Genomic DNA, 14,152 nt, shown 5'->3' with positions numbered 1-14,152 from the left:
GTCTGTATTCTTAGTAAGAAAAATAGCCCATTAAAAGACCATTGTCCGTATAAAATCTTCCTTGTCCACTTTCCTTCCTTGTCTTCGGTGGTCTTGCCTTCACAGATCATATTAAAAACCTACCCTTGTAAGGAAGGGGGAGGGGTCAAACAATAGTTGATACACTAATCATGACTTGACAAACATCCTCTAAAAGTAAGTATTCAATCATTCAACAGCAAACCTACCCTTTAATGGCAAGGACTTAACCAAAATCAGGGTAGGGTAGGTAATTTAGGGACGATTATACATCCACCTCAAAGGTTTTCCCTTCTACTGTTACTTTGTCGCCTAATACTAATTTGCGTCCTCTTCGGGTTTCCACTGTACCATTGACTTTTACGCCACCATCAATAATCATCAGCTTGGCTTGTCCTCCGGTTGCGGCTACACCCATGAATTTGAGAAACTGGTCTAGTTTAATCATTTAATTCGTTTTGCACGGGTCATATTTGATCCTATACGCCAGATGGCTAGTGATTCGCTATGCTGTCAGTATGTTGTTGCTCTGGGTGCAAGGTGAGAAGATATTGGCAATTACTAGGGTTATTTTGGAGTACGGCGATCGCCTCGGAGATGGAGTATCGCCTGAATTTTCTGATAGCTACCCTCAGCAGTCTGGGTAATCTTGCAGGTAGTCTATTCGGACTCTTCTTATTTTACCGTACTGGTTACACCTTTACCGGCTGGTCATGGTCAGCGGCTTTGCTAGTTCTGGGAATTTTTACCCTACTACAAGGGTTTGCAGCTACCTTTTTAGCACCAAACCTCAATCGCATTGTCCGCCATGTCCAGGAAGGTACATTAGATTTTGTGTTACTCAAACCTATCCGCAGTCAGTTTTGGCTTTCGACTCACACCTTGTCACCTTGGGGACTACCAGATTTAGTTTTTGGTAGTATTGTCATTGGCTATGCCGGTACAAACCTAGGTTTAGGCATCAACAATTACCTGATCAGTGCAGTACCGTTGTTATTTGGTTTGGTAATTCTTTATAGTCTCTGGTTTATACTGGGTGCAACCAGCATTTGGTTTGTAAAAATATACAATGCTACAGAAGTTTTACGTGGCTTGTTAGAAGCTGGTAGATATCCTATGGTAGCTTATCCCAGCGCTTACCGCTTTTTCTTTACCTTTGTAGTACCAGTGGCATTTTTAACCACAATACCAGCGGAAGCTATGCTGGGTCGGGGTGAAATTAACTGGACAATAGGTGCTGGAATTTTAGCTGTGGTGCTGTTCTGGGTTTCTAGTAGTTTTTGGCGGTTTGCCTTGCGCTTTTATACCAGTGCTTCGAGTTAGGGCGAGAAGTCTACAAATTAAAAATATAGCATTTCCCATGCTCGTGAGGTACAATTTTTTTGAGTTTGAGGGAACAGGGAATAGGGAATTGGTGTGTACTTCATGAGACTGAAAAAGGCTATAATTATAAATTAATTACTGTTGAGCCAAGTTCTAAAATTACGCATAGCTTGACTTCTGCCAATAGTTAAACATTGCTGAACATATTTATTAATTAATTCCACAATGGGGATATTAGGAAAATTAGGACTAGATAGAACTTTGAGATATTTTCCTTCCTGTAGCACAGAAATTTCTAAACCTTGTTTTGTATATCGCCACAGTTCAGGAAATCCTAAAATCTCATAGTTATCAAATCGAGTCCGGGAAGTAATATCAATTTCAATTGCTAAATCTGGTGGTGGGTCTACAGTTAAATCAAGACGATTTTTACCAATTACAGCAGCTTGATTTTGAATATAAAAACAAGTATCTGGTTCCACTGCTTGCCGCATTTGTTCGTTTTTTAGTGTAGTGGAACCAAAAGGTTCAAAATCAATTTGGAGTGTTTCTAGCAAAATTTTAACTAAATCACCAATATATTCTTTATCTTTTTCGTGTTCAGGTAAAGGAACCATAATTTCTAACCAACCATCACTATAAGAAATACGTGCAGCGCGTTTTTCTCCCATTTCTGCCAAAATATTTTCTAACTGCTGCCAACTAATATCTTGTAGCAACATTTCTTGTCCTGGTTTGACGATAATCTGTTGTAGTTCTAAAAGCATACCGCCTCAAAGAGTGAGTGTAAATATTATTCTAAATCCTGCTTGGGGATTTAGGCGATCGCTCAACCATAATTCTATTGGTTAAATATAGCTAAAATCCTTTAAAATTAAAGCTTATGGATTATGGATAGGGGGATACAAGGGTGCCTACACTGGGGGTTAATATTGACCACATCGCCACCATCCGTCAAGCACGACGGACAGTGGAACCAGACCCCGTAGCAGCGGCGGTACTGGCAGAATTAGCGGGTGCAGATGGCATTACTGTACATTTACGGGAAGATCGGCGGCATATTCAGGACCGAGATGTGTTACTGTTACGGCAAACAGTGCGATCGCACCTCAACTTAGAAATGGCCGCCACCGACGAAATGGTGAGAATCGCCCTTGATATTAAACCCGACTACGTGACCTTAGTGCCCGAAAAGCGGGAAGAAGTCACCACAGAAGGCGGACTAGATATCGCTGGGCAAACTGCTAGAATAGGGGAAATAGTGGATAAATTGCAAAGCGCTGGTATTCCAGTGAGTCTATTTATTGACGCCCAAGATGCACAAATTGAAGCATCTGTCAAGGTCAAAGCCCAATTGATTGAACTGCACACCGGCCAGTACGCTGAGGCTAAAGAGGAAAAAAGTCGCCAGCAAGAACTAGCCCTATTAGCTCACGGATGTAAGCAAGCAATAAAAGCCGGCTTACGCGTTAATGCAGGACATGGACTTACCTACTGGAACGTTTACCCCGTAGCTGCATTACCAGGAATGGAAGAACTCAACATTGGTCATACCATTATCAGTCGAGCAGCATTAGTAGGAATAGAAAGAGCAGTCCGGGAAATGAAACAAGCCATACAGGGGCTGTAACTATATCTACCACTAGAAATTCAAAATAGAGGGGTTGGAACTGCGAAATCCAGCAAATTTGGAGTTAAATCTTTCAGCAACAACTTCTATGACCTCAACAGAGCCTAACAGTCTCCCCCTTTGGGTACAGCACAGAGATCAAGTACTAGAACAGAGTACAAATATCGAATGGCGCTATGGCAAGTTTCCCGACTATACCCGTTCCAATGAGAATCTGGCTAAGGAGAGTACACGTAATCATCCCCAAGGTTCACTAGAGGCTATAGTGCAAAACCTAGTGAGAACTTTTGATGTAGAAGCTAACTTCAAAACCAACCCCCAGCAGTGGATATCAGTTGTCAATGATCAGTTCCGCATGAGTACCAATGGAGGACCTAGCTACACTGTCTCAGATGTGGTAGAGTCAGGGACTTACAAGCTCTTGATTGGTAATACTCAACATTACAAAGCTGCTGAGGAAAACTTTGAAACATCCACAAACCTCTTCCATACAGCATTTCCCGAAGGATTTCTCTGGGAAGTGTTAGAAGTGTTTTCAGCACCCCCCACTGTGGCTTTTAAGTGGCGACATTGGGGACACTTTAAAGGTGCATATAAAGACTACGCACCCACAGGAGAAACCATAGAAGTAATCGGTATGAGCATTGCCCATGTTAGCGATGACTTGAAAATCCTCTCCTTAGAACACTATTATGACAACACCAAGTTCTTAGAGAAGCTGACAGCAAGCGCAAAACCAGAAACTGGCGATCGCGATCGGGTGGCGTCAGCCATACCAAAGCAGAAGCCAGCAAATTTTTGGAGTTTTCTCCAAAAATTGTGGCATGGGCAAGAAAAACCCAAAAGTGACCCAAAAAAACCTAGTGCTTGTCCATTTAGTGCCTTAATTAGGTAATTCCGGTTTAATTATTTTTCAGGGTGACAGTGGTGCATCTTCCTCAATTTATTGAATAGCAAGGGTTGAAAAATGCAAACATATTATTACGTTTTGGCAAGTCAAAAATTTCTCATCCACGAGGAACCAACCTCAGAGGTGCTCAAGGAGCGGACTCGATACTACCATGAACAAGAAAAAGAAATTGATTTTTGGTTGGTGAAGCAGCCAGCTTTCCTAGAATCACCTGAAATGGCACAGGTAAAAGCGAAGTGTCCTCAACCTGCCGCCGCCATTATTTCTACCAACCCCCAATTTATAACCTGGTTAAAACTGCGATTTGAGTATGTGATTACAGGAGAATTTCAGGCTCCCTCCGAGACTATCTCGGATCCTTTAGCATCTCTGAGCTATGTCTCTTAATATACTCTTATATTCCTGAGTTTCCTACTGAGGACTTTAGTCCTGATATTTTTGGGGACTAAAAGAGAAGAAAATCTAGGGTAGGTACAATACCTACCCTGACGGTAGGGGGACAAAAAATGCATTTTTGAAATCTTGGGCAAAGATTTCACCTGACGGGTAACAAAGAAGCTGCAAATCAAAAGATAAATTAGAGCCGTCTTGTGATGTGCAAGTGGTAGTGAATTTTGAAAGCAGTTTTCGGAGAATTTAGCTATCATTATCCTTCAATAGGTCTTGTTGAGAATCCGGTGAGACGGTTCTACTTTCTTGGCTTCAACCCCTTTTTACCCCTCAAGAATTCCATTTATGCCTCCCAATTTTCTCCAGAAATTTGATACTTTATCTAGGGCATTAGCACTGACTACAGCCAGTTTGATAGCGAGCATGACTTCTGTGTCCGCCCAACAAAATCTTCCCGTTTGTGAACTCCCGCGCCCTGGGGAATATGTGTTATTGGTACTGAGTCCTAGGGCAGACAGTTACCAACAGCTACGCAATATTATACCAAATCAGATTCAAGCTACAACTTGCCGATATCTTACTGATACAGTCACACGCATAGGCGGATTTAAGAATATTGATGACGCGAATCGTTGGGGAAGATATATAAAGAATATTGCTGGCTTATCTACTATCATCAGTACAAGAGCAGTAGCGGGTGATGTTGTACTAGATCCAGTTCAACCACCACCAACTCCACCTCAGACAATTAGCTTTAATCCCCAATTACTAGGGGATGGTTATGCTGTACTGGTAGATTATTTCAATCGTCCAGAACTAGCAAATAGTATACAACAACTAGTAGGCGGTAACATAGGTTTAGTTTCCTACGGACAACGCCCTTACTTATTGGCAGCTCATACTGGGAATCAACAAGAGGCATACAGGAAACTACAAAGGCTCAACGAAAGCGGTTTTTTTGCCATCCTAGTAGATGGAAATAAGGTAATGTTACTGCGCTCATCTGTAGCCATGTAAACTAGTAAGCAGACCGAGCTAACCAATAGATGGTTAAGCCCAAGGCGGAACCAGCGATCACCTGCACTGGTGTATGTCCCAGTAATTCCTTCAGACGGTCTTGACTAAAGTCTGGTTTTTCGTGGAATAACTCATCAATCATTTGATTGAGAATACGAGCTTGTTTACCAGCGGCTTGGCGGACTCCGGCAGCATCGTACATAACTATAATGGCGAAAACCGTAGCCAAAGCAAACTCAGCGGATGCCCAACCAAGACTTTCTCCCACGCCGGCTGCAAGGGCGGTCACTAAAGCTGAATGGGCGCTAGGCATACCTCCAGTTGTAACTAAAACACGTACATTCAGTTTCCGATGTTTGACCAGCTCAACTATGAGCTTCAATGCTTGAGCAATGAAACAAGCTACCAGAGCAACCAGCAGCACCCGGTTATCTAAAATATGGCCTATGTCCTGCATGGTGTTTCGGTTCGGTTAGTAAATTTAGCAGCAATTATTTTCTGAGGAAACATTTTTATGCAACCCAAAATCCCAAATCTATTGACTTAGTGATTGCGACTGGTGATAAAGTAAGCCAGCGACTGGAGTGGGTGCGCCAATTTCCCGAAGGTTTCTAGTTCCTGACAGGCTGCTTCGATTAGCTGTTGAGCTTTGGAGCGTGACTCTTCCAGTCCCCACAGGCTAGGATAGGTAACTTTTTTAGCTATTAGGTCTTTACCGGCAGTCTTGCCTAATTGCTCCTGGGTGGCGGTGATATCTAAAATATCATCTATGATCTGAAATGCTAAACCAATGTTTTGAGAATAGCTGGTGAGTTTTTGTATATCTTGAGAAGATGCCCCTGCGACTATTCCTCCACAAACGACGCTGGCTTCTAAAAGGGCAGCTGTTTTATGGTTATGAATGAAATTCAGGGTTTCTAGAGAAATATCTGATTTACCTTCGGAATCTAAATCAACCACTTGACCGCCCACTAAACCAGCTGCCCCCAAGGCTTTGCCCAGACGGGCGATTACTTGTAAAACTCGATCTCTAGAAACGGTTTCGGGGGTTTGAGTGGCTACAAACTCAAAGGCGTAAGCCAACAAGCCATCACCAGCTAAGATGGCAATATCTTCACCATAAACCTTGTGATTTGTCAATCTCCCACGACGATAATCATCATTATCCATTGCTGGTAGGTCGTCGTGAATTAGAGACATTGTATGAACCATTTCCATAGCACAGGCTGTGGGCATAGCCATGGAGATTGTACCGCCAATCATTTCACAGGCGGCAAGGCACAAAATGGGGCGCAGACGCTTACCTCCAGCTAATAGAGAGTAGCGCATGGATTGATAAATCTTTTCTGGATAGATCACAGGGATAGCCATATCCAAAGCAGTTTCACAAAGCTTTTGCCGCTCTTGGAGATAGGCTTCCAGGTTAAAGGTGGCTTGCTCTTTCATTTTCTGGAGGTTATCAGCTGCTACCATTCTTCAATTCCTTCTATTTTAGGGCCGGTTGGTTGTTTGTCTTATCCGTGACAATTTTAAACTGTTGACTGTTAAGTGTTAACAATTTGCCTTGTTTAAATAACTAGTAACTGTATTTTGTAACAACATGGCAACAGTCATGGGACCAACACCACCAGGAACTGGAGTCATATATTCGGCGACACTAGCAGTTGATTCCCAGTCAACATCTCCCACTAACCGACTTTTGCCACTGCTATCTGTTACACGATTCATACCCACATCTACCACAATAGAGCCTGGTTTGACTATTTCGCCAGTAATTAATCCTGGGCGACCTACAGCAGCAATAATAATATCAGCATTCTTGGTGATTTTACCAAGGTCGAGCGATCGCGAGTGAGCAATGGTAACAGTAGCATCAGCTTCCAGTAGCATTAAGGCCATTGGTTTACCTACTAAAATACTGCGTCCCACCACCACAACTTCTTTCCCCTGCAAAGAAATTTCATATTCCTGCAATAACCGCATCACACCGGCTGGGGTGCAACTGCGTAAACCAGCCTCTCCCCGCACTAGGCGCCCTAAGTTAACTGGATGCAGTCCGTCAGCATCTTTGTCCGGGTCTATTTTATTTAACAGGGCTACAGCATCCAAGTGGCTAGGGAGAGGTAACTGCACGAGAATACCATCTACACGTTCATCTTGGTTGAGTGCAGCAATTACCTCCTCAAGTTCCCCTTGGGTTGTTTCTGTGGGAAAATGCTGGCCAAAAGAAGCAATACCAACTTTAGTGCAAGCTCGTTCTTTGTTGCGTACATAAGCAGCTGATGCTGGGTTATCCCCCACCATTAATACAGCTAAACCAGGTAGCCGCCCAATTTTTCCTTGTGTTTCTGTAGTAATAGCTGAAATTTCTTGATGAATTTTTGCAGCTAAAGCTTTACCGTCGAGAATTTTGGCCGTTGTTGTTTTCATTAGAAAGGCTATGAGGCGTGTTTACTTTTCGTAACATATTTGGTTTTTTTGCGTGCCTAACTACTTCAGGCATTGCGCCTTAGTTTCATAGGGTTTTTCCATCTAAAAGAATATACTCATATTATTTATCTTCTCAGATTAACTGTCTCATCTGAACAGGGAAGGATTGAAGAATCATTCCCCGAATCTGGAAATTTACCCACGGGAAGTGACTCTATGCAATTAACAAAAAACTTTCATATTTGGAGCATTGCTTTGTTACTTTCAGCAGCACTTTGTAGTTGTAGTTCCTTGAGAACACCGAGCCTAAATGGAGGTAACTTGAGCATGGGTCAGAATATCACCCTGATTCAGGAAATTAAACCAGCAACAGACCAGGGGAATATAGTTTACATCCGGGGTAAGGTAGAAAGGCAAGTTCCCCTAGTGAAGCAATGGGCATATCAAATTAATGACTCCACTGGCAAAATTTGGGTAATTACCCATCAACCCCATCTCCAAGAAGGCCAGGAAGTCCTAATTAAGGGTAAACTTAGCTACAAGAGTATTACCCTGGCTGACCAAGAGTTTGGGGAAGTTTATCTAGAGGAAAGTTAAGATAATTCCGAGCAATTACCCAGAAAAATCCATGATTAAGCAACCAGTTCATGTAGCGATGGCAATTCTTTATCAACAAGATAAATTCCTCATGCAACTGCGAGATAATATCCCTGGTATTCTCTACCCTGGTTACTGGGGGCTATTCGGTGGTCATCTCGAAGATGGCGAAACGCCAGATGCAGCACTCCAGCGAGAAGTAATGGAAGAAATCGGCTACAGTCTCCCAAAATTTTTTGCATTCCGCTGTTATGTAGATCATGCTGTAGTTCGTCATGTCTTTCATGCACCACTCTTACTCGAATTAAATCAACTAGTTTTAAACGAAGGGTGGGACATGAGATTATTAACACCTGAAGATATTCGCCAAGGTCAGTGTTATTCTCCAATAGCCGATGAAGTAAGACCTTTAGGGGATATACATCAGCGCATCATGTTAGATTTTATCGGTGATTAAGAAATCCCCATCTTCCCCCATAAGTCCCAGTCCCCAGATACCACATAGTCAAGTGTTGAAATTCCGGTAAAAAACCGTACTTAAGCCGAAACTACTTTTCTATCTGAATTCCCTAGACTAAAATAATAATAGAGGCAAAAATATAAGCTACTGAGTCTCAACACTCAGTTTAATACAAGCAAAATGGGATTCTTTGACTCTGATATAGTTCAGCAAGAAGCAAAACAACTGTTTGAGGATTATCAAGCACTAATCAAACTTGGCAGCAACTACGGCAAGTTTGATCGTGAGGGCAAAAAGCTATTCATCGAGCAAATGGAAGCTATGATGGATCGCTATCGCGTCTTTATGAAGCGATTCGAGCTGTCAGAGGATTTTATGGCGCAGATGACTGTGCAGCAACTCAAAACTCAGCTAGGTCAATTTGGCGTAACTCCCCAGCAGATGTTTGAGCAAATGCATCTAACCCTAGAGCGTATGAAAACCGAACTAGAAAAACAGCAGTAGTGAATTTAAATTTCTTGGTGCAATTTTAGTTTTTTGAAAAAAACTAAAATTGCACTAGTTGCACTAATTATTTATGGTTTAGGTTGCTGAAACTGCGAAGCTGGCTTAAAGTTCTCTGAAGGTACACCTTTGAGGGCTTGTTCCATAAAATCTTTCCAGATAGGAGCCACCATACCGCCACCGGTTGCACCTCTAGATAATGGTCTGTTATCGTCTCTACCCACCCAGACAGCAGTTGTTAACTGTGGCACAGTCCCGACATACCAAATATCCCTTTCAGATGAAGTTGTTCCTGTCTTACCAGCACTAGGACGACCTATATCCGCAGCTCTACCAGTGCCGTTAGTTACTACTGAACGCATAACATCAATAGTTGCTGCGGATGCCCATGGGTCGAGAACTAACTGTGGTTTGGGTGTATTATCTAACAAGATATTGCCACTACTATCGGTGACACGGGCCATAATCGTCGGTGGCGACTTCCAGCCATAATTGGCAAAGGTAGCGTAAGCACTCGCTAGTTCCAGAGGTGTTATGCCTATAGCTCCTAGGGGTAAAGAAGTCACAGGTTTCATGGGACTATTGATACCCAAGGTACGGGAGACTTCCACAACTTTATTCATGCCTATAGACATACCCACCCTGATCACGGGAATATTACGAGACTGGGCTAGGGCGGAACGTATTGTCATTCCACCTTGAAATCCACCATCATAGTTCCTAGGACTGTACCAACCGCTACCATCTCGATACCTAACTGGTGTATCTTGCACTATGGTATCCGGTGCATACTTACCAGTAGCAAAAGCGGCATAGAATACTAGTGGTTTAAAAGCAGAACCTGGTTGACGCTGGGCTTGGGTTGCACGGTTAAATTCACTAGTTCGGGAATTTACACCCCCTACTAGAGCCTTAACAAACTGCGTCCGGGGGTCAATAGCTACCAGAGCAATTTGATTACCCTTTAACCCCTGACTGCTCAATTTTTGATGCCAGTTGCTGACAGTTTGTTCTGCCATAATTTGGAAATCAGCATTAACAGTGGTTTGCACACGCATTCCACCTTTTATCAGTGCGTCACGCCCAAATTTTTGAACTAACTCCCGAGACACAGTATTAGTAACATAAGGTAAAGCGCTACCTTGGAAAGAGCGAATTTTGCCAAACTTAAGTTCTTGGTTGAGAGCCTGATCATATTCATCCTGGCTAATCCAGTTCAAATCCAGCATCCGCCCCAAAACTTCTTTTTGTTTGCGTTTTGCCAGTTCGATATTCGCAAAGGGGCTGAATTCTTCTGGTGCTTGAATTAATCCCGCCATCATGGCTGACTCAGCCAAGTTTAAAATTTCTGCTGACTTGTTAAAGTAACTGCGTGCTGCTGTTTGTACACCATAGTTATTATGACCCCAATAAACCTGATTGAGGTACATTTCTAGAATTTCTTCTTTCTTGAGGATTTGCTCTAACCTAATTGCTAGTACCCCTTCAGCTAACTTCCGGGTAAAAGCACGCTTGTGAGATAAAAACAAATTTTTTACCAGCTGCATGGTGATAGTAGAGCCTCCCTCGCGCACACCACCTGCTAGCAAGTTCGTTACCAAAGCACGTCCCACACCACTGGGATTGATACCATGGTGATCGTAAAAATGACTATCTTCACTGGCTAGCACTGCCCGTTTAAGGTGCGGGGAAATTCTATCTAGGGGAATCACCTCCCGGTTAGCTTCTCCGTGAAGACTAGCTAGTAGTTTACCATTAATGTCATAGATATAACTTGTTTCCGAGGGAAAAAAGTTACGCATCTGTCTGACATCTGGTAAGTTACGGAAACTAATAGCCAGACCAACCAGCCCCCCGGCTACAATGGAGCTGGCCAGCATGGTGATTGACAGTAGAGTACCGCCAGTTATTTGGCCTACTCCTTTGAAAAACTCAAAACCTGATGAAGCCTGACCTTGCGGTTGCTTATTTGTCAAAGTCCTAGAAGACGACACGGCTTTCTTACTTCCTCACTTGTAAATATAACTGTAATTTATTCAATGAAGCTAGGCGGTTAATTTTTTGCCATTATATTAATTCGGTAGATTAAACTGCGTATTGCCTATGAATATCACCAACCTACCTTCCTATAGAGTACAAAACATAGTTAATAGTGAATCTGTGAGTATGAAAGAAAATTTTTTTTGGCTGCATCGTGGCGTAGTGGAAGTTTTCCCCCAACCAACTGATGCTGATAGTGAAACTGAAAGTTTAGAGAAACGCCTGTTAACTACGAACAGACCTTTAAGGATCAAACTGGGAATTGACCCCACAGGATCTGATATTCATCTTGGTCATAGCATACCAGTAAGGAAACTGCGATCTTTTCAAGATGCTGGTCATACTGCTGTTTTGATTATTGGTGATTTTACCGCTCGTATTGGCGATCCTACAGGTAAATCTGAGGTGCGCCGTCAGCTCACAGAAGCAGATGTCGCACGCAATGCTCAAACTTATCTTGACCAGGTGCGTCCTATCTTAGATTTTGACACCCCTGGTAGATTGGAGGTGCGTTATAACTCAGAATGGCTATCCCAGCTTAATTTAGGGAAGATTCTCGAGTTACTCTCTACTATGACTGTGGGACAGATGTTAGCCAAAGAGGGATTCGCGGAACGCTATAAAAAAGAGAATCCAATTTTCCTTCATGAGTTCCTCTATCCATTGATGCAAGGCTATGATTCAGTGGCTGTGGAAGCAGATGTAGAGTTAGGGGGAACTGACCAAAAGTTTAACATCGCTGTGGGGCGAGACTTGCAACGGCATTTTGGACAAAAGCCACAGTTTGGGTTACTGCTGCCGATTTTAATCGGTACGGATGGCGTGCAAAAAATGTCTAAGTCCCTCGGTAATTATGTGGGATTATCAGAACACCCAGCCCAAAAATATCAGAAGTTACAAGGTGTTCCTGATAATTTACTATCTCAGTATTTTGAACTGTTGACTGATTTACCTTTGGATAAACTGCCAGAAAATCCCCGCGATCGCCAAATGCTTTTAGCATGGGAAGTTGTGCGACAATACAACGGTGAAAGTGCTGCTATTCAGGCTAAGGATGCGGCCAAAAGCGGCGGTAAGGAAGGTGCAGTTCCAGAGTTCTCCCTGGCGGGAGTCTCAGAGTTTCCTGTGAAGTTGGCTTACCTTCTGAATGTGACTGGTTTATGCAAAAGTACTGGGGAAGGTAAACGCAAAATTCAAGAGGGTGGTGTACGTTTAGATGGCGATCGCATTACTGATGTTGATACCATTTTTCAGGGGGAGAATGAATTAGAAGGGCGGGTTCTACAAGTTGGCAAAAATAAGTTTGTCCGTTTAGTGCTTTAATGGCAGTTGGGAACAGATGTAGAGGCCTTAGCGGCTTCCCCTAGGGTACACAGATGAACACACATAAAAAGATTATTGTGCCTTTGGATGTGCCGGATTTACAAAGTGCGATCGCTCTTGTAGACCGGTTACCCCAGGTAGATTTCTGGAAGGTGGGTTTAGAATTATTTACTAGTTCTGGTCCAGCAATTCTGGAAGTTTTAAAGTCTCGCCAAAAGCGGATTTTTTTAGATTTAAAGTTTCACGACATCCCCAATACTGTAGCGGGGGCCTGTCGTGCTGCTGCTGGTTATGGGGTGGATTTACTCACAATTCACGCTACTGCTGGTCAAGATGCTTTAAAAGCTGCTCGGTCAGCTGTACAGGAAGGGGCTTTACACGCGGGTGTGAAACCACCTCAATTAATTGCTATCACCCTACTTACAAGTATTTCTTCTCGGCAGCTAGCAATTGATTTGAAAGTTCCCCTAGAATTACCAGAGTATGCTTTAGCAATGGCACTCATGGCCCAGGAGTCTGGGTTAAGTGGTGCTGTTTGTTCACCCCAAGAGGTAGGACAGTTACGGCAAATTTGTGGCCATGACTTTTTGCTGGTTTGTCCAGGTATCCGCCCCACTTGGGCACAAAAGGCAGATCAAAAGCGATCGCTGACCCCCGCCCAAGCTATACTCGCTGGCGCAGACTACCTAGTAATTGGCCGTCCCATTACTGGGTCTGACGATCCTCAGTTAGCCTGGAATCAGATTGTTGAGGAATTAACCACATTGGCATGAAGGCAAAAGTCAGGAGAAGCAATTATCGCTGGTGGTTTATAGTTGTCTGGGGAGTCTTGACAGCAAATACCATGAATAATCCCGTATTTGCCCATATACCTATGTCACTAAACCAGAAAGAAACTCTTTGTTCTCAGACAAGTTTAGAAAAATTAATTACTCAGCTATTGCGTGATTTACCTAGCTATGCTAACCGTGCATCTCAGCGCGCCCGTCGTCGTAGTAGAAGCAGTGACATTTATAGCTATATGCTGGTGGCGGGAAAACCTGAATTTGCACCTCTACCCCTCAACATAGATGAGCGGCAAAATACAACGCCGGTTGAACAGGTTTTTTTTACTACTTTAGTAAGGCAGTATATCAGCGGCAAAGCTGTAGAATCGCAGCAATTTCACCGGCTATTATTGACAAAATCTCTCACTGGTTGGCGTTTGGTAATGATGTTTACCCAAGAAGGTAATTATCCCCAAAAGCAGGTAGTATCTCCCCCCAGGGATAGTAGTAACGGTGTGGTTGCACAAGCTGTAAAAACTTGGTTGCGAGACTGTCGAGCCCAGTAGTCAAAATTTTTCAGGTAAACAGTCATGATAGCTATTCCTGCTATATAAAACCTAGACAAAGCTAGACTTTACTTTCTACTTCAACGGGAGCATGGGAGCGGTTATCCCTGGTGTAGACTTGCACGCCCTAGCCAGACGCGATATTTCTCAAGTTAAGATTTACAAGAAAGACTACCG

17 protein-coding genes are annotated in these 14,152 nt (G+C 43.1%); 11 read left to right on the top strand and 6 right to left on the bottom strand.

The annotated features are described in order from the left end of the window. Nucleotides 1–283 precede the first annotated feature (283 nt). Nucleotides 284–466 carry an RNA-binding S4 domain-containing protein gene (locus PN447_RS13110; RefSeq protein ID WP_271732433.1) on the bottom strand — a complete coding sequence of 61 codons (183 nt, stop codon included), beginning with the start codon at nt 464–466 and terminating at the stop codon, nt 284–286. 59 nt (nt 467–525) lie between these two features. Between PN447_RS13110 and PN447_RS13105 the strand changes: the two genes are divergently transcribed. Next, a complete protein-coding gene (locus PN447_RS13105; protein WP_442867100.1) occupies nt 526–1,341 on the top strand; it encodes an ABC transporter permease in 816 nt (271 codons plus the stop codon). A gap of 131 nt (nt 1,342–1,472) precedes the next feature. Here the strand turns inward: PN447_RS13105 and PN447_RS13100 are convergent, their stop codons facing one another. Next, entirely contained in the window at nt 1,473–2,108 is a 636-nt protein-coding gene (locus tag PN447_RS13100) for a Uma2 family endonuclease (protein ID WP_271763483.1), read from the bottom strand. Between the two features lie 143 nt (nt 2,109–2,251). Here PN447_RS13100 and PN447_RS13095 point away from each other — a divergent pair, with 143 nt between their 5' ends. From PN447_RS13095 to PN447_RS13080, 4 genes are all read left to right on the top strand, one after another. Next, nucleotides 2,252–2,971: a pyridoxine 5'-phosphate synthase gene (locus PN447_RS13095; protein WP_271763482.1), complete on the top strand. Its 720-nt coding sequence runs from the start codon at nt 2,252–2,254 to the stop codon at nt 2,969–2,971. 88 nt (nt 2,972–3,059) lie between these two features. After that, the gene (locus PN447_RS13090) at nt 3,060–3,866 is read left to right on the top strand and encodes an ester cyclase (protein ID WP_271763481.1); all 807 of its coding nucleotides are present in this window, start codon (nt 3,060–3,062) and stop codon (nt 3,864–3,866) included. Nucleotides 3,867–3,938: 72 nt separating this feature from the next. After that, entirely contained in the window at nt 3,939–4,268 is a 330-nt protein-coding gene (locus tag PN447_RS13085) for an MgPME-cyclase complex family protein (RefSeq protein ID WP_271763480.1), read from the top strand. A gap of 348 nt (nt 4,269–4,616) precedes the next feature. Beyond that, nucleotides 4,617–5,288, top strand: a complete 672-nt coding sequence (locus tag PN447_RS13080) for a hypothetical protein (RefSeq protein ID WP_271763479.1) — start codon at nt 4,617–4,619, stop codon at nt 5,286–5,288. Between the two features lies 1 nt (nt 5,289). On the opposite strand, the gene PN447_RS13075 is transcribed toward PN447_RS13080, so the two are convergent. The 3 genes from PN447_RS13075 to folD form a co-directional block, all read right to left on the bottom strand. After that, entirely contained in the window at nt 5,290–5,745 is a 456-nt protein-coding gene (locus PN447_RS13075; protein ID WP_271732426.1) for a divergent PAP2 family protein, read from the bottom strand. 86 nt (nt 5,746–5,831) lie between these two features. Beyond that, complete coding sequence (crtE, locus tag PN447_RS13070; protein ID WP_271763478.1) at nt 5,832–6,761, bottom strand: geranylgeranyl diphosphate synthase CrtE; 930 nt, start codon at nt 6,759–6,761, stop codon at nt 5,832–5,834. Nucleotides 6,762–6,839: 78 nt separating this feature from the next. Continuing rightward, a complete protein-coding gene (gene folD, locus PN447_RS13065; protein ID WP_271763477.1) occupies nt 6,840–7,718 on the bottom strand; it encodes a bifunctional methylenetetrahydrofolate dehydrogenase/methenyltetrahydrofolate cyclohydrolase FolD in 879 nt (292 codons plus the stop codon). Between the two features lie 216 nt (nt 7,719–7,934). Here folD and PN447_RS13060 point away from each other — a divergent pair, with 216 nt between their 5' ends. From PN447_RS13060 to PN447_RS13050, 3 genes are all read left to right on the top strand, one after another. Next, nucleotides 7,935–8,315, top strand: a complete 381-nt coding sequence (locus tag PN447_RS13060; RefSeq protein ID WP_271763476.1) for a hypothetical protein — start codon at nt 7,935–7,937, stop codon at nt 8,313–8,315. Nucleotides 8,316–8,346: 31 nt separating this feature from the next. After that, entirely contained in the window at nt 8,347–8,772 is a 426-nt protein-coding gene (locus PN447_RS13055) for an NUDIX hydrolase (protein WP_271763475.1), read from the top strand. Nucleotides 8,773–8,955: 183 nt separating this feature from the next. Beyond that, nucleotides 8,956–9,279 carry a DUF1825 family protein gene (locus PN447_RS13050; RefSeq protein ID WP_271732847.1) on the top strand — a complete coding sequence of 108 codons (324 nt, stop codon included), beginning with the start codon at nt 8,956–8,958 and terminating at the stop codon, nt 9,277–9,279. A 71-nt stretch (nt 9,280–9,350) separates the two neighbouring features. Here PN447_RS13050 and PN447_RS13045 read toward each other — a convergent pair whose 3' ends face one another. Beyond that, nucleotides 9,351–11,273 (bottom strand): transglycosylase domain-containing protein, encoded by a 1,923-nt coding sequence (locus PN447_RS13045; protein ID WP_442867099.1) that lies wholly within the window; start codon nt 11,271–11,273, stop codon nt 9,351–9,353. Nucleotides 11,274–11,382: 109 nt separating this feature from the next. On the opposite strand from PN447_RS13045, the gene tyrS reads away from it, so the two are divergent. Genes tyrS through PN447_RS13030 form a run of 3 tightly spaced genes read left to right on the top strand, consistent with a single transcriptional unit; the run spans nt 11,383 to nt 13,975 of the window. Continuing rightward, nucleotides 11,383–12,642, top strand: a complete 1,260-nt coding sequence (gene tyrS, locus PN447_RS13040) for a tyrosine--tRNA ligase (protein ID WP_271763474.1) — start codon at nt 11,383–11,385, stop codon at nt 12,640–12,642. Between the two features lie 53 nt (nt 12,643–12,695). Continuing rightward, on the top strand, nt 12,696–13,415 hold the full coding sequence (gene pyrF / locus PN447_RS13035; protein WP_271763473.1) for an orotidine-5'-phosphate decarboxylase: 720 nt from the start codon (nt 12,696–12,698) through the stop codon (nt 13,413–13,415). After that, nucleotides 13,412–13,975, top strand: coding sequence for a hypothetical protein (locus PN447_RS13030; RefSeq protein WP_271763472.1), 564 nt, complete (start codon nt 13,412–13,414; stop codon nt 13,973–13,975). Before pyrF ends, PN447_RS13030 begins: the two co-directional genes overlap by 4 nt. Nucleotides 13,976–14,152 lie beyond the last annotated feature (177 nt).

Source organism: Anabaena sp. CS-542/02, assembly GCF_028331085.1.
Lineage (GTDB): Bacteria > Cyanobacteriota > Cyanobacteriia > Cyanobacteriales > Nostocaceae > Anabaenopsis > Anabaenopsis arnoldii.
This window is presented reverse-complemented; position numbering and strand designations above follow the sequence as displayed.

Bases quoted from the DNA above. Each gene is read 5' to 3' on its own strand.
- PN447_RS13085 (WP_271763480.1), top strand. From the start codon at position 3,939: ATGCAAACATATTATTACGTTTTGGCAAGTCAAAAATTTCTCATCCAC.
- folD (WP_271763477.1), bottom strand. From the start codon at position 7,718: ATGAAAACAACAACGGCCAAAATTCTCGACGGTAAAGCTTTAGCTGCA.
- PN447_RS13050 (WP_271732847.1), top strand. From the start codon at position 8,956: ATGGGATTCTTTGACTCTGATATAGTTCAGCAAGAAGCAAAACAACTG.
- PN447_RS13030 (WP_271763472.1), top strand. From the start codon at position 13,412: ATGAAGGCAAAAGTCAGGAGAAGCAATTATCGCTGGTGGTTTATAGTT.
- PN447_RS13060 (WP_271763476.1), top strand. From the start codon at position 7,935: ATGCAATTAACAAAAAACTTTCATATTTGGAGCATTGCTTTGTTACTT.
- PN447_RS13055 (WP_271763475.1), top strand. From the start codon at position 8,347: ATGATTAAGCAACCAGTTCATGTAGCGATGGCAATTCTTTATCAACAA.
- PN447_RS13105 (WP_442867100.1), top strand. From the start codon at position 526: ATGCTGTCAGTATGTTGTTGCTCTGGGTGCAAGGTGAGAAGATATTGG.
- tyrS (WP_271763474.1), top strand. From the start codon at position 11,383: ATGAATATCACCAACCTACCTTCCTATAGAGTACAAAACATAGTTAAT.
- PN447_RS13075 (WP_271732426.1), bottom strand. From the start codon at position 5,745: ATGCAGGACATAGGCCATATTTTAGATAACCGGGTGCTGCTGGTTGCT.
- pyrF (WP_271763473.1), top strand. From the start codon at position 12,696: ATGAACACACATAAAAAGATTATTGTGCCTTTGGATGTGCCGGATTTA.
- crtE (WP_271763478.1), bottom strand. From the start codon at position 6,761: ATGGTAGCAGCTGATAACCTCCAGAAAATGAAAGAGCAAGCCACCTTT.
- PN447_RS13090 (WP_271763481.1), top strand. From the start codon at position 3,060: ATGACCTCAACAGAGCCTAACAGTCTCCCCCTTTGGGTACAGCACAGA.
- PN447_RS13080 (WP_271763479.1), top strand. From the start codon at position 4,617: ATGCCTCCCAATTTTCTCCAGAAATTTGATACTTTATCTAGGGCATTA.
- PN447_RS13110 (WP_271732433.1), bottom strand. From the start codon at position 466: ATGATTAAACTAGACCAGTTTCTCAAATTCATGGGTGTAGCCGCAACC.
- PN447_RS13100 (WP_271763483.1), bottom strand. From the start codon at position 2,108: ATGCTTTTAGAACTACAACAGATTATCGTCAAACCAGGACAAGAAATG.